This is a genomic window from Streptomyces sp. NPDC026673 (assembly GCF_040638135.1).
Taxonomy (GTDB): domain Bacteria; phylum Actinomycetota; class Actinomycetes; order Streptomycetales; family Streptomycetaceae; genus Actinacidiphila.
Genome location: NZ_JBEZXR010000017.1, coordinates 72041 through 96943, shown reverse-complemented (window position 1 = coordinate 96943; position 24903 = coordinate 72041). Strand labels below are relative to the sequence as shown.

22 protein-coding genes and 3 pseudogenes are annotated in these 24903 nt (G+C 71.2%); 10 read left to right on the top strand and 15 right to left on the bottom strand.

Going from position 1 to position 24903, the window contains the following annotated elements; genetic code table 11:
• Positions 1 to 17: 17 nt before the first annotated feature.
• The 4 genes and pseudogenes from rpmF to rpmG all read right to left on the bottom strand — a co-directional run bounded on the left by rpmF (position 18) and on the right by rpmG (position 1919).
• Positions 18 to 188, bottom strand: coding sequence for a 50S ribosomal protein L32 (gene rpmF, locus AB0F62_RS15060; protein ID WP_361797571.1), 171 nt, complete (start codon positions 186 to 188; stop codon positions 18 to 20).
• A 31-nt stretch (positions 189 to 219) separates the two neighbouring features.
• Positions 220 to 475 (bottom strand): annotated as a pseudogene (rpsR, locus tag AB0F62_RS15055) (30S ribosomal protein S18).
• A gap of 40 nt (positions 476 to 515) precedes the next feature.
• Complete coding sequence (locus tag AB0F62_RS15050; protein ID WP_361797568.1) at positions 516 to 1703, bottom strand: GTP-binding protein; 1188 nt, start codon at positions 1701 to 1703, stop codon at positions 516 to 518.
• 51 nt (positions 1704 to 1754) lie between these two features.
• Positions 1755 to 1919 carry a 50S ribosomal protein L33 gene (gene rpmG / locus AB0F62_RS15045; protein WP_361797565.1) on the bottom strand — a complete coding sequence of 55 codons (165 nt, stop codon included), beginning with the start codon at positions 1917 to 1919 and terminating at the stop codon, positions 1755 to 1757.
• Between the two features lie 86 nt (positions 1920 to 2005).
• Between rpmG and rpmB the strand changes: the two genes are divergently transcribed.
• The 9 genes and pseudogenes from rpmB to AB0F62_RS15000 form a co-directional block, all read left to right on the top strand.
• Positions 2006 to 2242: a 50S ribosomal protein L28 gene (rpmB, locus tag AB0F62_RS15040; protein WP_361797562.1), complete on the top strand. Its 237-nt coding sequence runs from the start codon at positions 2006 to 2008 to the stop codon at positions 2240 to 2242.
• Complete coding sequence (rpsN, locus tag AB0F62_RS15035; protein ID WP_361797559.1) at positions 2242 to 2547, top strand: 30S ribosomal protein S14; 306 nt, start codon at positions 2242 to 2244, stop codon at positions 2545 to 2547. Before rpmB ends, rpsN begins: the two co-directional genes overlap by 1 nt.
• A 64-nt stretch (positions 2548 to 2611) precedes the next feature.
• On the top strand, positions 2612 to 2887 hold the full coding sequence (locus tag AB0F62_RS15030; RefSeq protein WP_361797556.1) for a type B 50S ribosomal protein L31: 276 nt from the start codon (positions 2612 to 2614) through the stop codon (positions 2885 to 2887).
• Positions 2888 to 3455: 568 nt separating this feature from the next.
• Complete coding sequence (locus AB0F62_RS15025) at positions 3456 to 4526, top strand: LacI family DNA-binding transcriptional regulator (protein ID WP_361797553.1); 1071 nt, start codon at positions 3456 to 3458, stop codon at positions 4524 to 4526.
• Between the two features lie 249 nt (positions 4527 to 4775).
• Positions 4776 to 6026 carry a sugar ABC transporter substrate-binding protein gene (locus AB0F62_RS15020; RefSeq protein ID WP_361797550.1) on the top strand — a complete coding sequence of 417 codons (1251 nt, stop codon included), beginning with the start codon at positions 4776 to 4778 and terminating at the stop codon, positions 6024 to 6026.
• A 6-nt stretch (positions 6027 to 6032) separates the two neighbouring features.
• Positions 6033 to 7016: a sugar ABC transporter permease gene (locus tag AB0F62_RS15015; RefSeq protein ID WP_361797547.1), complete on the top strand. Its 984-nt coding sequence runs from the start codon at positions 6033 to 6035 to the stop codon at positions 7014 to 7016.
• Positions 7013 to 7870 (top strand): carbohydrate ABC transporter permease, encoded by an 858-nt coding sequence (locus AB0F62_RS15010; RefSeq protein WP_361797544.1) that lies wholly within the window; start codon positions 7013 to 7015, stop codon positions 7868 to 7870. Before AB0F62_RS15015 ends, AB0F62_RS15010 begins: the two co-directional genes overlap by 4 nt.
• 149 nt (positions 7871 to 8019) lie before the next feature.
• Positions 8020 to 9219, top strand: a complete 1200-nt coding sequence (locus tag AB0F62_RS15005; RefSeq protein WP_361797541.1) for a family 1 glycosylhydrolase — start codon at positions 8020 to 8022, stop codon at positions 9217 to 9219.
• 133 nt (positions 9220 to 9352) lie between these two features.
• Positions 9353 to 9550 (top strand): annotated as a pseudogene (locus AB0F62_RS15000) (twin-arginine translocation signal domain-containing protein); the annotation flags it as partial.
• Positions 9551 to 9561: 11 nt separating this feature from the next.
• Here AB0F62_RS15000 and AB0F62_RS14995 read toward each other — a convergent pair.
• The 10 genes and pseudogenes from AB0F62_RS14995 to AB0F62_RS14950 all read right to left on the bottom strand — a co-directional run.
• Positions 9562 to 10113, bottom strand: a pseudogene (locus AB0F62_RS14995) (DUF6518 family protein); the annotation flags it as partial.
• 152 nt (positions 10114 to 10265) lie between these two features.
• Positions 10266 to 11447 (bottom strand): amidohydrolase family protein, encoded by a 1182-nt coding sequence (locus AB0F62_RS14990; RefSeq protein ID WP_361797538.1) that lies wholly within the window; start codon positions 11445 to 11447, stop codon positions 10266 to 10268.
• A 605-nt stretch (positions 11448 to 12052) separates the two neighbouring features.
• Positions 12053 to 13327: a PQQ-binding-like beta-propeller repeat protein gene (locus AB0F62_RS14985; RefSeq protein WP_361797535.1), complete on the bottom strand. Its 1275-nt coding sequence runs from the start codon at positions 13325 to 13327 to the stop codon at positions 12053 to 12055.
• Positions 13328 to 13639: 312 nt separating this feature from the next.
• Positions 13640 to 14137 carry a hypothetical protein gene (locus AB0F62_RS14980; RefSeq protein WP_361797532.1) on the bottom strand — a complete coding sequence of 166 codons (498 nt, stop codon included), beginning with the start codon at positions 14135 to 14137 and terminating at the stop codon, positions 13640 to 13642.
• Between the two features lie 138 nt (positions 14138 to 14275).
• Complete coding sequence (locus tag AB0F62_RS14975; protein ID WP_361797529.1) at positions 14276 to 14851, bottom strand: hypothetical protein; 576 nt, start codon at positions 14849 to 14851, stop codon at positions 14276 to 14278.
• Positions 14852 to 15125: 274 nt separating this feature from the next.
• Positions 15126 to 16745 carry a tannase/feruloyl esterase family alpha/beta hydrolase gene (locus AB0F62_RS14970; protein ID WP_361797526.1) on the bottom strand — a complete coding sequence of 540 codons (1620 nt, stop codon included), beginning with the start codon at positions 16743 to 16745 and terminating at the stop codon, positions 15126 to 15128.
• Between the two features lie 337 nt (positions 16746 to 17082).
• Positions 17083 to 18615 carry an MDR family MFS transporter gene (locus AB0F62_RS14965; protein WP_361797523.1) on the bottom strand — a complete coding sequence of 511 codons (1533 nt, stop codon included), beginning with the start codon at positions 18613 to 18615 and terminating at the stop codon, positions 17083 to 17085.
• A gap of 160 nt (positions 18616 to 18775) precedes the next feature.
• Positions 18776 to 20218, bottom strand: coding sequence for an aldehyde dehydrogenase (locus AB0F62_RS14960; RefSeq protein WP_361797520.1), 1443 nt, complete (start codon positions 20216 to 20218; stop codon positions 18776 to 18778).
• Between the two features lie 711 nt (positions 20219 to 20929).
• Complete coding sequence (locus AB0F62_RS14955; protein WP_361797517.1) at positions 20930 to 21601, bottom strand: TetR/AcrR family transcriptional regulator; 672 nt, start codon at positions 21599 to 21601, stop codon at positions 20930 to 20932.
• Between the two features lie 716 nt (positions 21602 to 22317).
• Positions 22318 to 23118 carry an SDR family NAD(P)-dependent oxidoreductase gene (locus AB0F62_RS14950; RefSeq protein ID WP_361797514.1) on the bottom strand — a complete coding sequence of 267 codons (801 nt, stop codon included), beginning with the start codon at positions 23116 to 23118 and terminating at the stop codon, positions 22318 to 22320.
• Between the two features lie 687 nt (positions 23119 to 23805).
• On the opposite strand from AB0F62_RS14950, the gene AB0F62_RS14945 reads away from it, so the two are divergent.
• Complete coding sequence (locus AB0F62_RS14945) at positions 23806 to 24294, top strand: TetR/AcrR family transcriptional regulator (RefSeq protein ID WP_361797643.1); 489 nt, start codon at positions 23806 to 23808, stop codon at positions 24292 to 24294.
• Positions 24295 to 24434: 140 nt separating this feature from the next.
• On the opposite strand, the gene AB0F62_RS14940 is transcribed toward AB0F62_RS14945, so the two are convergent.
• Positions 24435 to 24842, bottom strand: coding sequence for a hypothetical protein (locus AB0F62_RS14940; RefSeq protein ID WP_361797511.1), 408 nt, complete (start codon positions 24840 to 24842; stop codon positions 24435 to 24437).
• Positions 24843 to 24903 lie beyond the last annotated feature (61 nt).

The window sequence follows — 24903 nt, the reverse complement described above, 5'->3', positions numbered from 1 at the left end:
GGAGCCGCCCCCTTGAGTCAGTCCCGCCGGGGCAGCAGGCCGCGCCGGCAGGCGCGGACGAGGTGGATCGGGACCAGCTGCTCGCGGCCGTCGACGGTGACCGGCACCAGATGGGGGGCCGTGGCCTTCCAGTGGGCCCGGCGATGGCGGGTGTTGGCACGCGAGGTCTTGCGCTTGGGTACGGCCATGGGGCGTCTCCTGTTCGGGCGGGTGCCGGGGTCAGCGGGAGGCGTAGGGCAGCAGGGCCATCTCGCGGGCGTTCTTGACGGCACGGGCGAGGGCGCGTTGCTGCCGCGCGGTGACGCGGGTGACCCGCCGGCTGCGGATCTTGCCCCGGTTCGGAGAGGAACTTCCGCAGCAGGTCGGTGTCCTTGTAGTCGATGTACTCGATTCCCGCGGACACGAGGGGGTTGGGGCGGGGTTTGCGGGCGTCCTTGCGCCTGCCCGCGCTCTTGCCGGTGCGGACGGATGCCATGGTGCGGCCTCCCGTGGTCGTGGTCGTGGTGGTGGGCGGTTCAGGCCGCGTGGTCGAAGAAGTCGTCGAAGAAGTCGTCGAAGACGTGCGGGAGGTGCCGCCAGCCCTCGGGCCCGGCGGCGTACTCGGCGTCCGTCAGCAGGCAGCGGTCGAGGGCGGCGACGAGCCCCTCGCGGTCGAGGTCCGGTGAGGTGAAGGCGAGGTGCTGGCCGCGGTCACCGTGTTCGGGGTGCCAGTCCAGGGCGGCCGCCACCCGGCGTTCGGCCGGTACCGCCTCCCAGGCGGCGTCGGGCAGCGCGGCGAGCCACGGGCCGGCGTCCTCGATGCACAGCGCACCGCCGGCCGCTTCCCAGGAGAGCAGGGTGTCGGGGCGGTCGGCCAGCCAGAAGCGGCCGCGGCTCCGGGCGGCGGCGCAGCTGAGGTCCTCCAGCGCGGCGTGCAGACGTCCCGGATGAAAGGGACGGGAGGCCCGCCAGACCAGGGTGGCGACGCCATGGGCGTCGGCCTCCTGCGGCAGCAGGGCACTGGCCGGGTGCTGCCGCGAGGCGGCCGCGGCGACGTCGAAGCCGGACCGGGCGGCGGCGGCCAGCCGGCCGGTGCCGATGGTGACCTGGCGGGCCGTCGGGTGGAGCTGGGTGAGCAGTTCGACCGCGCCCGGGTCCGCGCCGTCACCCGGGGCCAGGGCGAGGACACCGGCGTATTCGAGCTGGCGGGCCAGGGTGTCGGCGATGGTGCGCCGGTCGGTGGGGGCGGTGGCGAGCCCGTGCTCGGCGAGGTCCTCGCCGAGGCTGAGGTGATCGAGCAGGAGGTCGGGGTCGACGCAGGTGACCACCCCGGCCATGGCCAGCCGGCGCCCGGAGACGGAGCCGTCGGGCAGCGGGGTGCCGACCAGTACCTCCGCCATGGCCTGTGGTTCGACGGAGTCCCACAGCTCGACGACGGCGAGCCGGCAGGACGGATCGTCGGCCAGGTGGAGCAGTTCGGGGAGCAGGTCGGCGCGGAGGGCGCAGCAGGCGCAGTCGTCGACGAGCTCGGTGTCGGTCCGGAAGAGGACGCCGTCGCTGTCGCTGAGGACCCGCCGGACGGGTCCGCCGACGGCGGGGCGCAGGTCGTGGTGGAGGGCGAGAGCTCCGGGGGCGGAGTGCAGGAGCTCGCGTACCGCGGCGCGGCGCGCCTCGGCGTGCAGGCCGCCGACCAGGACGACGGGCAGCTTGGTGCTGCTGTCCACGGGATGGTGCCTTTCGTGTCAGGGGGGCGAACGGGTGGGCAGGGCGCGGGGTCAGCGTTCCTCGCGGAACTCGACGTGGCGCCGGACCACGGGGTCGTACTTGCGCAGGACCAGGCGGTCCGGGTCGTTCCGGCGGTTCTTGCGGGTCACATAGGTGTGGCCGGTCCCGGCGGTGGAGCGGAGCTTGATGACGGGGCGAAGTTCGTTGCGTGCCATGGCGGGTACTATACAGAACTGGTTTTCATTTCCAATAAGCTCGACGAGTCCTCCGCTCACCCATCGCGAGGACAGAACGGACCGCCATGCCCGCACACTGCCAACTCACGGGCCGCAAGCCCGGCTTCGGCAACTCCGTCTCCCATTCCCACCGGCGGACCAGGCGCCGCTTCGACCCCAACGTCCAGCACAAGCGCTACTGGTTGCCCAGCGAAGGCCGCACCGTGCGGCTCACTCTGAGCGCCAAGGGCATCAAGGCGGTGGACCGCATCGGCATCGAGAAGGCCGTCGCCGTCATCCGCGCGCGGGGAGGGAAGGTCTGATGGCCAAGGCAGGCAAGATCGCGAAGAACGAGCGGCGCAAGGCCGTCGTCGCGCGGTTCGCCGTGCGCCGCGCGGAGTTGAAGGACGTCCTGCGCGACCCCGCCTCCACGCCGGAGGAGAGGTCCGCCGCACGTCGGGAGCTGGACCGGCAGCCCCGTGACGCCAGCGCGACGCGGGTCCGCAACCGGGACTCCCTCGACGGGCGGCCCCGCGGCCACCTGCGGGCGTTCGGCCTGTCCCGGATCAATCTGCGCGCCCAGGCCCACGCGGGCCATCTGCCCGGAGTGCGCAAGGCCTCCTGGTGACACCGCCCCCCGGCACACCCCACCACCGGCCCCCGCGGGCCGCACGACTCGTACTGGAGAACCCGTGAAACCCGGTATCCACCCCGACTACCATCCCGTCGTCTTCCGCGACCGCGCGGCGAACTTCGCCTTCCTCACCCGCTCCACCATGACCGGCGAGAAGACCGTCGTCTGGGAGGACGGCACCACCTATCCGGTCGTGGACGTGGAGATCTCCTCCGCGAGCCACCCCTTCTACACGGGCAGCGCACGCGTCGTGGACACGGCCGGCCGTGTCGAGCGCTTCCGGCGCCGGTACGGGGGCGGCACGGAGGGCGCGGCCTCCGCGGACCGCGGCTGACGCGCACAACCCACACCGGCGGCGCCCGGGCACCGGGACTCCCGGAGCCCGGGCGCCGTCCCGGCCCGCGCAGGGCTCACCCGCACACCCTCCGCGCGCCCTTCCCGCACTGTTCCCCGAGCTGATCACCGTCGACGTCGGCCGGTGCCCCGAGGCCGGCTGCTGCGGTGAGGGGCCCCTCCGCGCCCGGTGGATTCCCGGGCCCTCGCCGGTGTCGCACCGTCCGGGAACGACGTGGATGGGACGGCTGCGACTCGATCCGCCGCCCGTCAGGGTGGTGCGCCCCCACGGTGCGGTACCGCACCGGCGGCGGGCCCATGACGCGCTTGACGGCGTGACCGGACGGGCTCTCGCAGCCGTGGCGCCGGCGCGCGGCGATCGACACGGTAGCCCGGTCCGCCCCGCCGCCCGGCACCGCGGGAGCGGGGCCGGCCTTGCCCGTCCGCAGGGTCCGGACCTAGGGTGAATGCGCTTTCAGAAGCAGGTGCGGGGTGTCCGGCGGGCTTCTGCGGGTGCGCTGCCGGAGCAGCGGGTTCCGGTCGGTTCCAAGGAGCTTGGGGTTCCCTCAGTGAGCACTGTCCCCACGGTGTACGACGTCGCCGGCCAGGCGGGCGTCTCCATCGCCACCGTGTCGCGGGTCTACCGCAACCCGGATTCCGTGCGGGCGGAGACCCGGGAGCGGGTCCTCGCGGTCGCCCGCGAACTCGGCTATGTCCCGAGCGGGAACGCCCGCGGCCTCGCCAGCCGCTCCACGGGGGTGCTCGGGCTGTGCTTCCCCGACTACTCCGACCCGGACGCCGAGAGCGAGGCGGGCGACGCCGAGGACGACGCCGCCATGCTCTACTCGGACCAGATCATCCGCGGCATGGAGCGCGCCGCGCGGCGGCACGGCTACGCGCTGCTGATCGCGGCATCGCTGCAGGGCGGCCCGGAGAGTCTGGTCGCCAAGGTGGCGGGCCGGGTCGACGGCTTCGCCGTCCTGGCCCGGACGGTGCCGACGGAGGAACTGGAGGCCATCTCCCGGCGACAGCCCGTGGTGATGCTCGCGGGTCCCCGCGAGGACGAGCAACTGGACCACCTCGACCACATCGAGGTCGCCAACCAGGACGGTCAGCGCGAACTCACCCGGCACCTGATCGAGGACCACGGGCTGCGCCGGCTCGCCTTCGTCGGCGGGGACAGGACGTCGCCCGACGCGGAGGCCCGGTTCCGCGGCTACCGCGAGGCCTGCCTGGCGGCCGGCGTCACCGTGGGGGACGAGCCCGATCTGCGGATCGACCCGATGACCCAGGCCGAAGGGGCCCGGGCGGCCGATGCGCTGCTCGACCGCGGCGGGGAGACACCGGCGGCCATGCTCTTCGCCAACGACCAGATGGCGGTCGGCGCCCTGCACACCCTGGAACGCCGCGGCGTCCGGGTGCCGGAGGAGGTCGCCGTGACCGGCTTCGACGGCATCGCGCTGGGCCGGCTGGTGCGGCCGGCCCTCACCACCGTGCGCCAACCGATGCTCCGTCTGGGCGAGGAGGCCGTGGAGCAGTTGGTGCGCCGGCTGGGCGGCGGACGCGCGGACGCGCCCCGTTCCCTGGTGCTGCCGGTCACGGTGGTGCTCCGTGCGAGCTGCGGGTGCGGACGGCCGTGAGGCTTCCGGACGCCGCGCCGGGGGCCGATCCGGGGCGGCGCCCGACGGCGCGTGGCCGTACCCATGGCCGGGTACGGCCGCCGAGTTCTGCCCGCGTGCGCCGCCGCCGTGTGCCGGCGGACGCCGACTCCGTTACCCGAGTGTGACCAAGCCTCCTCTTGCGTCGCCCCACGCCCCTGGCCCAGGGTTCATGTATGCGCTTACAGGATGCGCATACATCACCCGCAGTGCTCAAGGAGGAGCCCGCTCATGCGCCGAGCCGTCAGAACCTCAGCGGTCGCCCTCACGCTGGCGACGACCGCCTTCGCCGCCACCGCGTGCGGCGATTCCAACGGCGGCAAGCAGGTCGCAGCCGACCAGAAGCAGACGCTCACCGTGTGGGCCATGGGTGCCGAAGGGGAGAAGCTCGGCCAGGTCGCCGAGGAGTACCACAAGGCGCACCCCCAGATCACCGTGAAGGTGACCCCGGTGGGCTGGGACGTCGCCCACCAGAAGCTCGTCGCCGCCGCGGCGGCCGGAACACTGCCCGACGTCGCGCAGATGGGCGGCACCTACCTCGGCGAGTTCGCCGACCTCGGGGTGCTCGAACCGGTCGACACCAAGGTCTTCAAGAAGGACGACTTCTTCCCGGCCGGCTGGGACCAGGGAGTCGCCGACGGAACGGCGTACGGGGTCCCGTGGTATGTGGACACCCGCGTCCTCTACTACCGCACCGACCTCGCCGAGAAGGCCGGCATCGCGGAACCCCCGGCCACCTGGCAGGAGCTGCAGCAGGACGCCGCCGCCTATCAGAAGAAGGCCGGCACCAAGTGGGGCCTGTACATCCAGTCCAGCGGCCTGGACACGGTGCAGAGTTTCTACCCGTTCCTCTACTCCGCCGGCGGCACGCTCATCGACGACGACGGCAAGGCGGCCGTCGACTCCCCGGCCGCGGTCAAGGCGCTGGAGTACTACGGCGGCCTCTTCGACAAGGGCCTGGTCCGCAAGAGCGTCACGCCCGGCTACGACGTCACCAAGGACTTCAACACCGGCGACGTGCCCATGTTCTTCTCCGGCCCGTGGCACCGGGGCATCCTCAACGACCAGTACCCGGACCTGAAGGGCAAGTGGGCCGTGGCCGCGGTCCCGTCCGACCGGTCCTCCACCTCGATGGCGGGCGGCTCCAGCCTGGTCGTCTCCAAGGACAGCGAGCACAAGGCCGCCGCCACGGAGTTCGTCAAGTACCTTACCGACGCCAAGAGCCAGGCCGACTGGTACCGGCTCACCAGCGACCTGCCGGCCAACACCGCCGCATGGGATTCCGGTGAGCTCGCCCAGAGCCCCGACCTGCAGGTCTTCCGCAAGCAGATGGAGACCGCCAAGGCGGCGCCCACGCTGGCGAACCTGACCGAGATCACCTCCAAGGTCGACGAGGCCATCGGCGCGGTGACCCAGGGCAAGAGCTCGGCCCAGGACGCGGCGGACACGGCGCAGTCCCAGGTCGAGAGCCTCCTGAAGTAGGACGCCGTGAGCACCACGACCAAGAAGGCCGCGAACGCGGCGACGAGCGCCCCGCGGCCGGGGGAGCACCCCCCGGCCGCGGGGCCGGCCCGGGGCAGGCGGCACGGCTCCCTGGGCATGCAGAACCTGGCGGGATGGCTGTTCTCCACCCCCTTCCTGGTGCTGTTCGGCGTCTTCATGGCGCTGCCGATCGTCGCCACCCTCGCGATGAGCTTCACCGACTTCAGGCTCCGCGACGTCACGCACCCGTTCGACGCCGAGTTCATCGGCTTCGGCAACTACACGCGGCTGTTCGAGGACGACAAGTTCCTCACCGCGCTGTTCAACACCGCGTACTTCGTCGTCGTCGGGGTTCCGCTGACGATCCTCCTGGGGCTGGCCGCCGCCCTCGCGCTCAACAACGGGATCGACCGCGCGCGCACCCTCTTCCGGGTCGGCTTCTACGCGCCCGTGGTCACCAGCATCGTCGCGGTGGCGGTCGTCTGGCGATTCGTCCTCGACCCGACCGACGGCCTGATCGCGGGGCTCCTCTCCGAAGTCGGGCTCACCTCGCCCGACTTCCTCGGCTCCGGGGCACTGGCCATGCCGTCGCTGATCGCCATGGCCGTGTGGCGCAACCTCGGCACCGTCATGGTGCTGCTCATCGCCGGGTTGCAGGGCATCCCGGCCGAGGTGCGGGAGGCGGCCCGGCTCGACGGCGCCGGCACCTGGCAGGAGCTGCGCCGCATCACCGTCCCGCTGCTGCGGCCCACCCTGCTGTACGCGACCGTCATCACCACCATCGGCTACCTCAACGTCTTCGAGGAGCCGTTCGTGATGACCCAGGGTGGCCCCTCGGACAGCACGCTGACCGTCTCGCTCGACATGTACCGCGAGGGGTTCAACTTCTTCCACATGGGCTATGCGAGCGCGATGGCGTACGTGCTCTTCGTGGTGATCCTCGGCATCACGGCCCTCCAGCTCCGACTGCTGAAGGACAACACCCGATGACCGCGACCCGCACCGGCACGGCCCGCCCCGTCCCCGGGATCCGCAGGCCGCTGACGTACGTCCTGGTCTCCGTCGCGCTGGTGGTCATGGCCGCGCCGTTCCTGTGGATGGCGCTGTCCGCGTTCAAGACCAACCGGGAGCTGACCGCCTCGCCGCCCGTGTGGCTCCCGCACGAGTGGACCCTGGACAACTTCCGGCAGCTGCTCGCCCGGCTCGACCTGCCCCGCCACTTCGCCAACTCCCTCGTCGTCGCCGTCCTGACGACCCTGTGCAACCTGGTCTTCTGCTCGATGCTCGGCTACGCCCTGGCCAAGCTGCGGTTCGCCGGCCGGAGCAAGGTCTTCGGGCTGGTGCTCGGCGCCCTCATGGTGCCCGGCAACCTGATGCTGCTGCCGATGTTCGTCCTGATGAGCAACCTCGGGCTGCTCGACACCTACGCGGGCCTGGTGCTGCCGTTCGCGGCCGGGGCCTTCGGGGTCTTCCTGATGCGGCAGTTCATGCAGGCGATCCCGGACGAACTCCTGGAGGCGGCGCGGCTGGACGGTGCGGGGGAGTGGTACATCTTCTGGCGCATCGCCGTGCCGCTGGTCAAACCGGCCCTGGCGACGCTGTCGATCTTCACGTTCCTGGGCTCCTGGAACAACTTCGTGTGGCCGCTGATCGCCACCAACGACCCGGACAAGTACACCCTTCCGGTGGCGCTGGCCACCTTCGCCACCGACCCCAACCGCTCGGCGGGCTCCAACGGCATGCTGATGGCCGGATCCCTCCTGGTCGTCCTGCCCGTGCTGCTCGTCTTCGCCGTACTGCAGCGGCACTTCACCCAGGGCATGGCGACCGCGGGCATGAAGTAGCCCGCCGCCCGCCCGCCTACGCACCGCCCCGCCTACGCACCGCCCTGTACCCGCCCCGCCCCGTACCCGCACGGCCGCGGCCCGCTGTCGCACCGCCGCGCCCGGCGGCACCCGCGGCACCTCTTCCCACGCACCAGAAAGACTCACCGATGACGCACGCCGTGACCCGGTTCCCCGAGGGCTTCCTGTGGGGGGCCGCCACCGCCGCCCACCAGATCGAGGGCAACAACACCAACAGCGACTGGTGGCGCAAGGAGCACGACGACGCCGCGGGCATCAAGGAACCGAGCCTGGACGCCTGCGACAGCTACCACCGCTGGCAGGAGGACATGGACCTGCTGGCCGGACTGGGCTTCACCGACTACCGCTTCAGCATCGAGTGGGCCCGGATCGAGCCGGCACCCGGCCACTTCTCCCGGGCCGAGCTCGCCCACTACCGCCGCATGGTCGAGGGCGCGCTGGAACGCGGCCTGCGCCCGATGGTCACCCTGCACCACTTCACCGTGCCGCGATGGTTCGAGGACCGCGGCGGCTGGACCGCCGAGGGCGCGGTCGAGCTCTTCGAGCGCTACGTGACGGCCACCGCCCCGGTCATCGGCAAGGGCGTCGAGCACGTCTGCACGATCAACGAGCCGAACATGATCTCGGTGATCGCGGGCCTCGCCAAGTCCGGTGAGCACGGCTTTCCCCCGGCCGGCCTGCCCACCCCCGACGAGGACACCACCCGGGCGGTCGTCGCCGCCCACCACGCGGCCAGGGCGGCGGTCAAGGCGATCAACCCCTCCATCCGGGTCGGCTGGTCCGTCGCCAACCAGGTCTATCAGTCCCTGCCCGGCGCGGAGGACGTCACCGCCGCCTACCGGTACCCGCGCGAGGACGTCTTCATCGAGGCGGCGCGCGACGACGACTGGATCGGCGTGCAGTCCTACACCCGCACCCGGATCGGCGCCGACGGCCCGATCCCGGCACCCGGGGACGCCGAGCGCACCCTCACCGAGTGGGAGTACTACCCGGCCGCGGTGGGCCACGCCCTGCGCCACACCGCGGACATCGTCGGGGACGTCCCGCTGATCGTGACCGAGAACGGCATCGCCACCGCCGACGACGCGCGCCGCGTCGACTACTACACCGGAGCGCTCGCCGAGGTCGCCGCCGCCCTCGAGGACGGCCTGGACATCCGGGGGTACCTGGCCTGGAGCGCCCTGGACAACTACGAGTGGGGCTCCTACGCGCCCACCTTCGGCCTGATCTCCGTCGACCCCGAGACCTTCGCCCGCACCCCCAAGCCGTCCGCGCACTGGCTGGGCGGGCTCGGCCGCACCCGGGAACTCCCGCGCGCCGCCGGCTGACCCCTCCCCTCCGGGCCGTCGTACGACGGCCCACCCGACCCGGGAGCCGGCGGGCCCCTGACACCCGCCGGCTCCCGCACCGCCCGACCACGACAGATTCCGCCCACCCACCTCTCCCAGGAGTTGGAGCCGCATGGACCGTCGTACCTTCCTCACCGCCGCCGGGACCGGCGCCGCCGCGCTCGCCCTCGGCCCGGCCTCCGCGGGGCACGCCGCCGCCTCACCGCTCACACCCGCGGGGGACACGGCGCTGCTGCGCACCTGGTTCCGCGCCACGTACCGCTCGATCACCGCCATGACGACGGGACTCGGGCTCACCTCCGGCAAGGTCAGGGCACGCTCCTTGAGCGTGCGGGGCAGCAGGAGGGAGACGAGCAGCACCACGAGCAGGCAGCCGGCCGCCTGGACCCGGTAGTGCAGCACCCAGGCGAAGTGCATCGCTTCGCCGCCGAAGACACCCGCGAGGGCGGCGATCCCGGCGACGCGACGCGTCCTGTTCGCGCCCCCGCGTGACCAGTGGCCCGCGACACCGAAGAGGGGACCGGCGACACAGGCCGCGCCCGTCCAGACGAGCGGCATGTGGAGGGAGCCCATGCCGTCGCGCCCGAATTCGGCGTAGCCGTAGTAACCCGCGACCAGGCCGAGTTCGGCCAGCAGCCCGGCCGCGGCGGCGGCCTTGAGCGACACCCGGCCGGCGAAGACCGCGCCGACGGCGAAGGCGACGGCGGACCAGACCGCTCCCGAATTGGCCAACTGGTTGGCGGCACCGGGGAGCACGCCCTGCGCGAGATTGGTGAGCACGCCGAGGAGGAGGCCTGCGGCGAGGCCCGCCGCCGGTGCGAGGAGCACCGGAGGGCGCTGGTCGGAGAGTGGGGTCGGCGTGGTCGTTGCCATGATGTCCGCTCTGTCGGTGGGAGTGGGGCCCGGATCGCCGGAAGTCGTCGGCGTACTCCGGATCCGTCGGATGGGACGGCCGGGGGCACGCGGCCGGCCGCGGGAGGACGGTGCCGCGTGGCCGCGGACGCGGTGGACGGGGCGACGGCGCCTCAGCGCACGCGGACACCGGCGCGGAAGACCGCTCGTACGTCCAGGACGGCCTCGGGGTCGTGCGCGGGGTTGCCGCCGACGACCAGGATGTCGGCGTCCGCACCGGCGGTGATCCGGCCCTTGCGGCCTTCCACACGACACAGCCGGGCCGCCGAACTGGTCATGGCGATGAGCGCGTCCACCGGCGTGACGCCCAGTTCGGCCAGGTCGGCAACGGCGTGCGGAAGCACGTCATGCGGCTTCCAGGGCCCGCAACCGGCGTCCGAGCCGACGACGATGTTCGCGCCGCGTTCGTGCAGGACGCCGTAGCCGTCCGCGATCGCGTCGACGAAAGCGGCCACGGCCTCGGGCAGCGGCGGTGTCGCGCCCCGGTCCATGCCCAGCGTCAGGCTGACGAAGGTTCCCTTCCGCACGATGGAGTCGATGAGGTCCGGGTCGGGGGCGATGCCGTCGGCGTCGAGGAAGGAGACGTGCTCGATGCTGTCGACGCCGGCCTCGACCGCGTCCCTGATGGCCTGGACGCCGTGGGCGTGGGCCGCCACCGGCAAACCGAGGCGGTGCGCTTCGTCCACGACGACACGCAGGTCCTCCAGGCCGTACTGCGACGCGTGCGGCGGAACGGAACCCGGCGTCATGTTGCCGCCGCTCGCCATGATCTTGACGACGGCGCAGCCGCGGGCGTGACGCTCGCGGACGGCGGCCCTGAGCGCGTCGTGGCCCTCGACCTCGCCGCCGAAGAAGTGGCAGTGTCCGCCCGGCACGGTCAGCGGAGGTCCGGCGGCCAGAATCTCCGGCCCTCGTTCCGGGTGCCCGGCAAGTTCCTCGGCGAGGGCCAGGGAGAGGTAGCCGCGGTCGCCGAGGTCGCGCACGGTGGTGATGCCGGCGAGCAGAGTGGACCGGGCCGCGGTCCGCATGTGCGCCAGCAGGTCGCCGTCGGAGGTGGCGGCCAGGGACGTCACGGAGTCCAGGCCGGCGTTGAAGGCGAGGTGGACGTGGGCGTCGACGAGGCCGGGCAGCAGGCAGGCCGAGCCGCCGAGGTCGATGAGCTCGCTGCCGTCGTCGGGCAGCCCACCGTAGCGGTCCACGCGTACGATCCGGTCCCCCGAGACATACACGGTGGTGGGGCCCGACAGGCGGAATCCGTCGAACATCGAACCGGCGCGTATGGCAAGGGAACTCATGGGCACTCCGATCGGAAGGCGTGTCTTACGCGGTGCGGTTTCGCCGTGGGTTGGGGTGGTGGAGGACCGCGGCCCCACCGGTCCGGCCGACCCGTCGCCGCGCGCCCGGTCGTTCACTGCTCGGACATCGCCCGCGGGCCATGGAGCCCGCGCTTTCGGCGCGGTGACCGGTCGGCGCGACAGCGTGCCGACCGCCGGCACCTCGGCACCTCGGCGCCGCGGAGGCACGGCAGGACTTCCGCAACCGGGCAGCCGTCGTCCGTGTCGGGGAATAGGGCTCGACACTCCTGAAACCGGCCTTCTCGCAGCGGAAAAGCATGTGTTGACGTGTGCGCGAGCGAGGCTCGGCAGATTAGGAGCATATGCTCTCATTGGAGAGGGTGGCAAGGCGGCAACTGCCTGGTCAGCGGTGCTGTCCCCATCGGAACGCCGCGGCGCCGCGCGCGGGGCGCGTCCGCGGCGGCACATCCCGCCCCTCGAAGCGTGGCTATCGACGGTGCCGTGGAGCAGCGGAACACGGCAGTCCGCCGTGCCCGCGGTGCGCGTCGCGAAGGCCGTGAATCCCCGGACCCTTCGGTGACGCCGGTACGGCGGACCGGGACCGCTCAGGTCACGATCAGCGCGTCGTTCAACGACTCAAGCCATCCGACTCTGACGGCGCCGTCACCGGCCCCCTGGATCGCGAGGTCGGTCAGAAAGAAGTCGCCCGGCACGGTCATGGCCGGCAGCCGCAGCGTGTGGAGCAGGTCGCCGTCGCGGGCGTCGAGGACGAACAGGTCGGCTTGGAGGGCCCGGTTCTCGTCCCCTTCGGAGATCGTCGAGTTCTGTACGACGTAGACCCGGCCGTCGGCGATCGCGGCCTGGCCGAACGATTGGCCCGCGTCAGCCCGGCGCTCCCAGGCGCGCTCGCCGGACTGCGTGCTGTAGGCCGTCAGGGCGGTGCGCTGGGCGCTGTCCGCCGACTCGGGGTTCGAACCATAGATGATGACGCCGTCTCCAGCGTCCTCCGGGGACCAGTCCGCACTGGAGAATTCGGCCCGCAGCCCGGCGCCCTTCCGGTCGACGTCCAGTATCTGGACGCGATCCGTTCCTTCCTGCCGGCCGGCGGTCGCCGGGGAGACCGTGACCAGGGTGTGGTCGTCGGTCTTGTCGAGCTCCTGCCCGATGGGACGCGTCCACAGCGTGGTTCCCGTACGGTTGTCGACGCCCATCGCCATACCGCGCTTGCCGTCCGTGGAATCGCACTCCAGTTGGACGACTGTCAGACGGTCCGGGAAGTCGTGGACGTCCCAGGGGAAGGGGTGCTCGCACGAGCGCGGAGGCCGGAGTGTCCACAGCCTCTTCCCGTTGCTCTCCGAGAGGGCGGCGACACCACCCGGGGACTGCGCCACGACCTGGCCCGCGCCCATGTGAAGCCTCTGGAAGCCGCGGCTCGGGAACTCCGTGCGCCACCGCACTTTCCCCGTGCGCAGGTCGATACCCAGCAGCTTTCCGTCCTCGAACCAGGCCGCCACCGTGCGGGCCGACACCCCGACCGAGGGCGTGTCGTCGTCCATGCCGCCTCGCTCGTAGCGCCAGTACTCCTTCCCCGTGCGCACGTTCACGGCGCGTACCCCGGAGTCGGTGCCGTCGATGGACAGCCCGTGGACCACTGCTCCAGGGCGGTGGGACAGGTGCGTGACGTGGGACGGCGCCGTCGGAGCCTCGGTCCCGAACGCCTCGGGGAAGGCGCCCTCGTTCCCGGTGACCACTTCCCGTGCCGTGTACCACTGTGTCAACAGGATCAGCACGCTGATGACCACAACGAAAACCCGGAGCACCGTGGTTCTGCGCGTCGCTGCCGGATCCGCCTCGGTCAGCAGGTGTGTTCTGTATGCCACAGGATCTCCCCCCACGGTCCCACCAGCGGATTCCCGTGATCCGGCGGCGTAGGGATCTTGTCGCCCCTCCGCCGGAGAAGCAAGGCGAGGCGGCGGATCATCGATCCACGGCACGCCGTAGGGGCGTCACGCCTGGGTTGTGCCGGACCGTTCGGGGTTCCACCGGCGATCGGCGGCGCGAGGGAGCGTAGCGGCCCATTCCGGACAGGGCGAGAGAACGCAGGGCACACGCGATATCGCGGCGGACCGGAAGGCTCACCGGTCGGTCAGGACATCGGAATTCACCCAGGCCCCGACCGCGGAGCCGGTCCGTCACGGGCTCTGGGCGCCTCGCTCAGCCGCCTGGGCGGGGGTGTCGTAGTAGCCGGGCTTTGCCAGGAGAACCGAGCTGAAGTAGTGGCCCTGCGATTCTTCCGGCTCGTCGTCGGCCGCGAACGGGCGCCAGAAGCCGAGGAGCAGGTCGGGGGCGGTGAAGGACGCCGGGTCGTCGGGGTCCGCGTCGATGACGGTGTACTCACGCATGCGCTCGATGACGACACGCGCCGGAAGCGCGAACACGTCGAGGTCCCTGAACATCACGCGGTCGGCCTGCGTCAACGGCCGCCCCAGTTCGATGGCTTGCAGCGCGTCCCGCGTGCAGTCGATGCTGATCATCAGGCCGCTGGGACGGAAGATGTGCTGCCCCGGGAGGTCGGCGTCCGAGATCGCCGAGCCATCGCGCAGCGAGTCCAGCGCCGCGTTTGCCGCTTCCCGGGCCATGCCGATCCGCAGCGGGCCGACACCGGTGGGTGGGGCGAGATCGAAGTCCATCCCGGCATGATGCCAAAGCACCTCTCGAGGCCGCCCGCCCCTTCCACGTCGGCGTCACCGGCGCACCCGGTCGACTCGTGGCACCCCTCAACGCCCTCGGCGCGCGCAGGGCCCGGGACCTCGCCTTGCCGCCCGCCCTCAGAACTTTCCCCACACGCGGACCAACCGATGTCCGTCGAGCACTCGGGCGAGGTCCGTGAGGAACCGAGGGTCGAACTCCGGCCAGTTCCAGAACTCGAAGCCGAGGCAGCCGAACGCGAAGTAGTCGTCATCCCAGGTCCAGGCACGAAGGTCGGGGGCGGTCCCGCAGTGCGGGCACGCGACCGTTGCCTGTCCGGTCGTGCGCCAGGTTGTGAAGGCGGCGTAGAACGGCTCATCGGCCCCCTCGATGGGGTCCCAGTCCTCGGTGAGGAAGTCGACCCGGCAAGCGCAGTGCGGGCACGTTGCATACCGCACCTCGCCTTGGCCGCCGTGAAAGACCGTGCGTCCGGTCACGATCTTCAGCCCGTCCGTCGGCTCCCAGTCCGGGTGAGTGACCGCCTTCGCCCAGTGGCCCCCGGGCGGGTTGCCCGATCGCGCCCCCAGCACGCAATCGGTGCGATCCGCTCGCACGAATCCCTCGCGAACGAGCCAATCGAGTCCGTGACCGGCGAGCGTCGACGCCTCAGTCGGCGTGGCGTCGAGGTCGACGATGGTCTGGAAGTGGTCACCCATGGTGCCGACGATAGGACCTGACGCTGACAAGCCGGCTCGGGGAACGTCCTCCTGGAACAGTGGTCGTCACCTGTATCGCTTGTGTACGCGATGGGGGGCAGCCGGGGCTCCCGGCGGACGGACGCAGACCGGAGCGCCCTGATGCCCTCAGAAGGGCCTACGTCGCCACGCTCATGAACGGCAGGCTGGTTTGGCCGCAGGCTCGGCCGGAGCCGTTGCCGGGCGGCGGCAACCCCGCCACCCGGCGGGTGGGTACGTCAGGCCGTCGGCGCGGTCAGTGCCGGGACGGGGTCGCACAGCGGAAGCTGGAGGCGGCCTCCGGGTCGCTGTGGCCGTCGTAGCGGGAAACCTCCGGATAGCTGCACAGGTCACGGCGGACGTTCTGCCCGGCAGAGTCGACCAGGACGGCGGGCAGCGTCCTGGGGGCCCTGCCGTGCTCGACCCAGCTCCTCAGCGCACCGAGGTCGTCCGTCGTGCCGTCGCCCGAGTTGAGGCCGCAATGGACCGTGCCCGGGGCGAGGAAGAGGCGGTAGAAGTCGTCGACCTTCTTGGTGCCGCCCATCATCCGCTCGACCTGCTCGCGGTATTCGACCGTGCCCTGGGCCGGGATGTACTGATCGGCCTGGCCGTGCCAACTCAAAAGCTTGCCACCGGAGTTGCGGAAGGCGGACAGGTCGGGGTCGTCGGTGCCGATGACCTTGTCGTACTCGACCTCGGACTGCCGGAACAGCCGGGTGAACTCGCTGTACGTGATCTTCGAGATGTCGAACGCCGGCTGCTTCTTCACCCACGCCGTGACCCAGAACCGGGGGACGGGGAACGGGTCGCCCTTGACGTCGCCGTTCGGGTCGGGGTCGGTGACGCCGGCCAGAGCGGACAGGTCGGCCCCGACCGGGACGCCGGGCCACAGCTTCTGGCCCGAGGGGGTGCGCGGGCCGTCCCAGATCTTGCGGACCACGGCCGCCTCGGCGGCCGTGAGGGTCAACTCCCTGCCGTCGCAGACCACCTTGGTGCCGATCAGCCGGCGCGGGTCGAAGTGGCACGTGGCCGGGTCCCCGACCAGGCCGTCCGTGACGCCGTCGACAGGGTCGCAGGCCTTGACGGCCGCATCGGTGAAGGCCTTGAACTCGCAGGCGGTCGGGTAGGTCCTCTCGTTGTTCATCACGACCTGCGGCCACAGGGTGGCGACCTCGAACTCGTCCCAGTTGACGGCGGGCGCCTTGGCGAGGATGCCGTCGTAGTCATCGGGGTGGCGCTGGGCCTCCATGTAGCCCTGACGTCCGCCGGTGGAGCAGCCGTTGAAGTACGAGTAGGCTGCGCGCTTGCCGTAGATGCCGGCGACGACCTGCTTGCCGACGACCGCCGCCTCGTGCTGGGAGCGGTCGGCGAAGTTCTTCAGCAGCGCGGTGTTGACCCGGCCGTCGCTGTTGAGCGCCCAGCCGATGTCGAGGACGTCACCGACACCCGCGTCGGTCGTGGTCACCGCGTAGCCGTCCTTGACCGCGGTGGCCATCCCGGCGCCGTTGTCGCCGGCCGCGTAGGCACTGCCGCCGAGCGCCTGGAAGCGGCCGTTCCAGCTGTTGACGGGCAGCCAGGTTCGCACCTTGGCATGGTCGTTGTCCCCGGGATGGGTGAGGGTGACCGTCACCTCGCAGTAGGCGGGCACGTCGGTCACCGTGCCGCCGAGGACTCCGCTTCCGTGAACGGTGCCGCCCTCCTGACGGACCGCTGTCGTGGACTCCACATCGGCGCCGGCCGGGGCCTTCACGGACGTCGTCGCGCAGGTGGGCGCCGAGGCGCCGGAGGGGCCCGTGGCCTCCGCCGACGCGGTGGGCAGGTACACCGCCGCGGCCAGTGGCACGCAGGCGGCGAGGACGGTCAGAACTCGTTTCACAGGTCTCCTGTTCGAGGAAGTGGGTGAGTGCCGTGAGGTGACGGCACTGGGGGAAGCAGAGGTGGTGATGTCCGGCACACGGCGAATGACGCCCGCGTGCACACCTGCACCAGGGAGGCCCCCGGTCCGCCTGGGCCGATCCAGACGGTATCACCGGTTAAGGGGGTGACGAAAGAGTGGGTCTGTCGGGTCCTGGGTGAGCCCGCGAAGTGACAGCAGTTCGCCCTCGCGCCGGTGAACTCCGCGCTCCGGATCGGCGTTCGGCGATGGCCTGATCGGTGTGCGCCCCGGGACCCGTTCGGGCGGGGACCGCTGTCGACGCGTGCAGGGATCGCGATCAGACGGCGGCCGCGTGCTCCCCGGCATCGTGGTGCGCCGCCTTGGCGGCGGCCGTTCGCGCCGCGGCCGGCTTGAGGAAGAGGGCGAGGACGGCTCCCGCGACGACCGGGGGAGTGACCCAGAGGAAACCGGTGGCGGTGGCGTGGGCGAAGGCGTCGAGAGCGGTGTCACGGACGGCGGACGGCAGTTGGGCGATGGCGTCGGGGCGAGAGGGGTCGAAGGTGCCGTCGATGCCGGCACCCTCCAGCCGGCGGGCGAAGCCGCCGGTCAGCAGGGCGCCGAAGACGGCGACGCCGAAGGCCGCGCCGATGGAGCGGGCGAAGGTGACGACCGCGCTGGCGGCACCGAGGTCGGCGGAGGGGACGCTGTTCTGCACGGCGGTCAGGACGACCATGGGCACCATGCCGATGCCGACACCGGTGACGAGGAAGTACACGCTGAGGACGGCGGTGCCGGTGCGGGCACCGATGGTGGCCAGCAGCAGCAGACCCGCGATGTTGAGGAGCAGACCCACGATCAGGATGGGACGCAGCCGCTCCGGGTGGGCCGACCATCGTCCTGCGAGGGACTGGCTGATGACGAGGCCGACGACGAGCGGCAGCATGTGGACGCCCGAGAAGGTGGCCGAGACCCCGTCGACGATCTGCAGGTAGGTCGGCAGGTACACCAGCACGCTGAACATGGCGGCGTTGGCCACGAAGCCGATCAGCGAGGAGAGGACGACCGTACGCGAAGTGAGCATGGTCAGGGGGAGTACGGGGGCGGCGGCGCGGCGCTCGACCGGGATCAGCAGCGCGGCCAGCGCGAACGTGGCGATCATCAGGCCGATGATGCTCGGAGAGCTCCAGCCCCAGCGTCCGCCGAAGGATGTGATCAGCACCAGGCCGGTGGCCACGGCGGCGAGCACCAGGGAGCCGAGTTGGTCGATGCGCGCGGCCGCCGCGTTCCTCACTCCACCGGGCAGGACCCGGGCGGCGATGACGAGGGCCAGCGCGCCGACGGGCAGGTTGATCAGGAACGCCCAACGCCAGGAGAGCTGGTCGGTGAAGATGCCGCCGAGCAGGGGTCCGACGATGCTGGCGACACCGTACACGGAGCCGAACATGCCCTGGTATCGGCCGCGTTCACCCGGGGAGACGATGTCGCCGACGAGGGCGAAGGTCAGGACGATCATGCCGCCGCCACCGATGCCCTGCAGGACGCGGGCGCCGATGAGCTCCGGCAGGTTCTGCGCGAAGCCGCAGGCCACGGAGGCGACGAGGAAGATGCCGGTGGAGGCCAGGTAGAGGCGCTTGCGGCCGAACATGTCGCCGAGCTTGCCCCACAGCGGGGTGACCGCGGTCGAGGCCAGGAGGTAGGCGGCACTGACCCAGGCGATGTCGTCGAAGCCGTTCAGGTCCTCGGCTATCCGTGGCAGCGCGGTCGAGACGATCGTCTGGTCCAGTGCGGCCAGGAGGACCGCCAGGACCAGGGCGGTCATGGCCGCGGCGACACCGGGTGGGCGTGGTGCGCCGTGCTGTGTCTTGCGCATGGGGGGAAGAGGCCTTTCGAGGGTGTGCGCGGCCACGGGCCGACCGGCCGGCGCCACAGGACGTCGTGGTGCCGGGCCGGTCGTAGGGTCCGCGCGGAAGATCTCGGGGGTGGTGGGGCCGGGCGGGTCCCGCTCGGCGGGTCCGGCGGTCGCAGCCGGCTCAGACGGTGATCGTCTTGTACTCGGTGTACGCGCCGAGACCGACGGCGCCGTACTCGCGGCCGATGCCGCTGGCCTTGAAGCCGCCGAACGGGCCGTCGAAGGCGACGGAGGCGCCATTGACGGTGATCGTGCCGGTACGGACACGGCGGGCGACGGCGAGGGCGTGCTGTTCGTCGGCCGACCACACGCCGCCCGACAGCCCGTACTCGGAGTCGTTCGCGATGCGTACGGCGTCGTCCTCGTCCTCGTAGGCGATGACGACAAGCACCGGGCCGAAGATCTCCTCCTGCGCGATCCGCATGGAGTTGTCGACGTCGGCGAACAGGGTCGGTGTGACGTAGTAGCCGCCCTCCAGACCCTCGGGGATCTGCGGTCCGCCGGCGACGAGGCGCGCGCCTTCCGCCATGCCGACCTCGATGTAGTCGCGGACCCTCTGCTGCTGGTCCTGGCGGATCATCGGGCCGATGAAGGTGCCGGGATCGCGGGGGTCGCCCACCTTCAAGGACTCCACGAGTTCCTTCAGCGCGGCGACGACCTCCTCGTACCTGCTGCGCGGGGCAAGAATCCGGGTCTGCGCGATGCACGACTCGCCGTTGTTGAGCAGCGAGGCGAACTTCAGTCCCTGGACCGCCTTGTCCACGTCGGCGTCCGGAAGGATGATCGCGGCGGACTTGCCGCCCAGCTCCAGACTGACCCGCTTCAGCTGCTCGCCCGCGATGGAGGCGATCCGGCGTCCGGCCCGGGTCGACCCGGTGAAGGCGATCTTGTCCACGTCCGGATGCGAGACCAGGTACTCACTGGTCTCCCGGTCCGCGGGCAGGACGCTGATCACACCTTCCGGCAGGTCGACCTGGGCCAGCAGCTCGGCCAGGAGGTTCATGCTCAGGGAGTTCTCGGGGGACACCTTCAGCACCACCGAGTTCCCCGCCAGGAGCGACGGGATGATCTTGGTGGTCGCCGACGAGAACGGCGAGTTCCACGGAATCACCGCGGCCACCACGCCGACGGCCTCGCGACGCACCACACTGCGCACCGGCGAGGCCGGGTCGGAGGGCACCAGCGTCTCCTCCCAGGCGAACTCCTCGGCCGCCCTGAGGTAGGCATTGGCCTGGCGCGTCAGACCGTGCTGGCCCGCCAGTGTGAACCACCCGGCCGAACCGTTCTCGAGCGAGATCAGTTCGGCGATCCTCTCCGCGTTCGCCTCGCGGAGCGCGTTGAACCGCCGCAGCACCGCCACCCGTTCCAGCGGAGGCGTCCGGCGCCAGGTCCCCTCCTCGAAAGACGCACGTGCCGCCGCCACGGCCCGGTCCACATCGGCCGGCCGCGCCTGCACCGCGCGGCCGATCACCGACCGGTCGTGCGGAGAGCGGATGTCCAGCATCTCCGGAGCGCTCGGCTCGGCCCAGGAACCCGCGACGAAGAGTCGGTCGTAGACGGTCATTGCTTCTCTCCTTCAAGCTGGACCCACTTCTATCTGTCACACGACTGTAGCACTTCTACTTTCTTGTGCGCATCGATGTGGATGTCAAGATCTGATCCGTCGCGTAAGAGGTGCATTTGGTGGGCGGGAGTCGACGCGGCACGGAACCTGGAAGCCGTCCTGACCGCCGGTGCGCGCGCCCGCCGCCGAGCCGGGTGTCGACATCGCCGCCGAGGCGGCGCGGAGCGTCAGACCGTCCACCAGCGGTTCGTGTCCCGCGGGGTCCTCCTCGCGGCCGTCCACCGCGCGCGTTCCGACGCCATTGAGCAGGTCGGTGCGGGCGCGCGACTGTGCCGGACGCCTGTCGCCGTGGCGCCGCGCCGGTATGTGGAGCATCATCGAGGTCGATCGGGGCGGCCCGTGGACTCCCTCGTGCTTGCCGGCGGCGAAATCCGCGAGCGGCGGGACACGTCTATCCAGGAGGTCGGGACCTTCCCTAGACGCGCGACCGGCGAGGGGCTGCCGTGACGGGACCTGCCGCAGGGCCGTGCGGGCCCTTGCCCCCGCGGTCGGGGCACCTGGCCTCAAAGCGGTCGGCGAGTTGTCCGTGGTGAGTCGTCCCCGGTTCACCATCACGGATGCGCCGGAGCAGTGCCTCCCCCGTTCCACTGTGGTCGCGACGCGTGGTCATGGCCGAGGAAGGAGGGGTGCGAGTGGTCGTGGTTTGTTCGGTTACGGCACCTGAGCGGAGTCGTCGAGGGGGGCCCGGGCCGCGGAGCGGTCCTGGTCGGCGTACTCCGGCGGAGTGTCCTCCAGCAGAGTCCGCAGGACGTCTTCCAGGCGCTCGGCCAGCTTGTCGGGATCCGCCTCCACCAGCGCCGTGTTCCCGATCAGTTTCCGCATCAGCCACACGCCGGCGATCACCGACAGCGCGAGAGCGGAACGTTCCGATGTGTTCTCGCCCGTCAGCAGGCCGACGAGATGCCGCTCCACATGCCGTTCAATGCCCTGGCGGGCGATCTCGGCCGTTCGCGGATTGGAGGCGGACCGCAGCATCAGCAGGAAAGGACTCAATTCGTCGGCCTCGGGCCCGGTGCGCTCCACCAGCGATCGGGCGACGTCGTGAACCAGGGCCGCCGGATCGCTGCCCACCACGGTGCGTGGCGCGAAGGTGGTGTCCACAACCTCGGCGAACAGTTGTTCCTTGGAGCCGAAGTAGCGGTTGACCATCATCGCGGTGACACCGGCGTCCTTGGCGATCTCCCGCACGCCCACGCCGTCGTAGCCGAGGCGAGTGAAGGCCTCCACCGCGGACGAGAGGATCGCCTCGCGGGTCGCAGCCGCGTTTCGGGGCCGACGGGGGGCGGCGGTGCGCGGCTCGTCCCGAGGCGATTCGTTTTCCACGGAACAAGTGTAGTGAGGCCGGAAGTGCGGTCTACAGCCGTAGAGCATTGAAGGTCTCCCCGGTCCGAGGTCTCTCGGACCGCCGGCCCCGGGGTGAGGTCGTGCCGGTGGGCCTTCATGGCACATGCCATGAAGGCCCACCGGATCTTTGTGCGGAGGTGGCGGCGCGATAGGGAGGCGAGGGACTGACGGCGGCGGCCGCCGTCCGAGTCCGCGGCGGACGGACCGGCACGTTCCCTGGCCGGCCACTCTCTGCTGAGCGCGCCGTCCGGCTCACTGGGGACGGGACCCGAACGGCGTCTCCATCGAGCCGGCTCGCCCTTCGGGCCGGGCGATGACCATCTGGAGGTCGGTCCTCCCGGCTCTGGGAGACCCCGACCTCGCCCGGCGCCGGGTCGCCGGGTGTGATCTCGTGTCGCTCGCCCCTGCGGCGCCGCTGTCCCGGGCAACCGGGTCGTGGGTCGCCCGCGGGCGCGGAGGATGACGCCGCGGGTGGGCGCTTGAACTCGCCCTGGCCGCACTCCTTGTACTGGCCGATGCCGTCGGCGGTCGCGCGCTCCTCGGGACGGACGACGATCCGCTCACGGCCCTGCTAGCACTGCCCGTATGGGCGGCGGCAGGTCGACCTCGGCGGGCCACGCCCGCCGCAGTGCCGTCGTGCGACGCTCCGGGTCCGGGCGCCGCACGGCGTGCGGACCGCGTCAGTGCCCCTGGCCTCAGAACGCGGAGCGGATCAGCCCGCCGTCGACGCGGATCGTGGCTCCGCTGACGTACTCGGCGTAGTCGCTGCACAGGTACGCCACGGCAGCGGCGATCTCGTCCGGCTTGCCGAAGCGGCCGCGGTCGTTGGGAATGAGGGCCTCGACGGCGTTCGGCTGGATCTCCTCCCAGGTCTCACCCCACCCGCGGGAGGGGCCGATTCCCGTGACGAGTTCCTTCGTCGCTTCGACGAGGATCGCGCCGGGCGAGACCACGTTCGAGGTGACCCCGGTGCCCTTGAGGTCACGGGCCAGCGACACCGCGAGGTTGTGCCGCGCCGCCAGCGTCGCGTTGTACTGCGGGTGGGTGTTCATCGGCTGGGAGGCGAGGCCGCCGCCGATGGTGATGACGCGGCCCCAGCCGCGCTCGCGCATCGCCGGAACGAGATGCCGGATCATCCTGACGCCCGAGACGACGTTGACGTTGTAGGTGTCGGTCCACTCCGCGGGGCTCGCCTCGGCCCACGACAGATGCCGGTAGAAGCCCGCGTTGTTGACGAGGATGTCGACGGGACCGTCTGTGGTGGCAGCCCGGGCGACCGCGGCGGCGCCCTCGTCCGTGGCCAGGTCGCCCAGCACCGTGGTGACGGTGCCCCCGGCTTGACGGATCCCGGCGGCGACCCGCTCCGTGCGGTCCTTGTCCCGGCCGTGGATCACGACCGTGGCGCCCTCCGCCGCCAGCAGTTTCGCGGTGGCTTCGCCCAGGCCGGCACTCGACCCGGTGACCAGAGCGCGCTTGCCCTCGAGATTGAGGTTCATTCCTTGCTCCCATGCGGATTGCTCCCGTGCCACAGCACGGGGAAGTGGTGCTGTGCCGGTAAGTATACAGATGTAGACTTGACGGGATCCCGCGGCGCTTTCCTGGTCGCCGCTGCAGGCGGGCACGTTCCGCCGGCGGCGGGACCGCTGAGGCGTCGCGGACGTTGTCGAGTCGACGAAGTGGTGCCGTCGGGAGCGGCTCGCCGTCGCGGCCGGGTGCGCAGTCGGAACCGCTGGCCCGCCTCGGGTGCCCGTGGCCGTTTGCCTGGCTTTGGGCGGGAGCCGGCGCGGGGGTGTGCCTTCGCCGCGGCGCGGTCGTCGGGCACCGGTGCCGTGGTGTTCCCCGCGGCATCGGTCGGTCGAGCCGTGCCGGCCCTGGGCGGCGGTGACTTCAGGGCGCCCACTCGGTACGGCGTCCGCCCGACCCGCGCAGCTCCGCACGCACTTCCGTCACGGCGCACGGTCGGGCGGTCCACTGCCCGGGGGTGCGGAGGGCGCCGAGGGTGCGGGGGTCCGGGGGCTCCCGGTTGAGCTGCGGTGGAACCCTCCGACTGTCCCGATTCGTCCTCGAACCGCTACATGGACGAGACACAAGAGCAGTCCATGTGCCGCTCTGCACCTTAGAATGCCAGGGTGAGAGCCGATGCAGCACGCAACCTCGAAACCGTCCTGACGACCGGCGCCCGCATGCTGGCGACCGATCCCGGGGCGAGCCTCAGCGCCATCGCTACGCAGGCCGGTGTGGACCGCCGGACGGTCTACCGGCGCTTCGCTTCGCGCGAGGCCCTGCTGACCGCGATCTACCAGGCGCGTCTGGATGCCGTTGAGGAGGCCGTCGCGACCGCCCGGCTGCGGGAGGCGCCCGTTGCCGTGGCCCTGCACCGGTACGTGGAGTCGATCATCGCCGTCAACCGCAAGTGGCCGGTCGAACTGACGCGGATGCGCGCCGAGGGATCCATCAGGAATCGGCGCACCCGCATGATCGAGGAGGTCGACGCCTTCCTGGAGCGCGCGACCGAGGAGGGGTTGCTCCGCCGCGACATCCCGAAGGGATGGACGAGTTCGCTGCTGCCGGAGTTGATGCACCTGGCCTCCCGGCAACTGCCGGACAGCAGCGCCGCCCAGGCCGCTGACCTGGTGGTGGACACCCTGCTGAACGGCGTCGGGCGAGAGTAGTTCACATCACCCGGCCGGCGCGCACGCTGTCGCCCGGAGGTCCGCTCCGGGTGACCACTTGTCACCGGCCCTCCGGCCCTCCGACCGGCATTTCGGTTTTGCCACATGGACGTTCAGGACGGTGGCCGGCGATACGGCGGTCACTGGTCGCAGGCGACCTCGGCCAACCATTCCGGCGTGTGACACCCGGTGAACGCCCATTTCCCGTCCGAGAACCGGTCGTCCGTGCTGTCGGTGTACACCTCGAGCCCGCCTTGCGGTGTCACGCGGTAGTAGTCGCGAATCGGATCGCCCTCGACGGTGGGATAGGTCGCCTTCAGTTCCGCGCCGTCGCCGTTCTTGAGGGCTCTCCGGAGGCAGGCGATTTCCCGAACGGCCTTCTTCTGCATTTCCTCGCCCTGATCCAGGTTCACCTCGCCGCAGCTCGAGAACTCGGCACGAGACGACCAACGTTCCTCGACCGGATCGCCCAGCATGCCGCAGCCGGCGGTCGACAAGACCGTGACGGCTACCGCGACGAGCCACGGGCGGACCGGACCGGCCGTCATGGAGCGACGACGGTTACTGCTCTGACCTCTCACAACATCCCCTTTCCCGGCCGTTGGACGC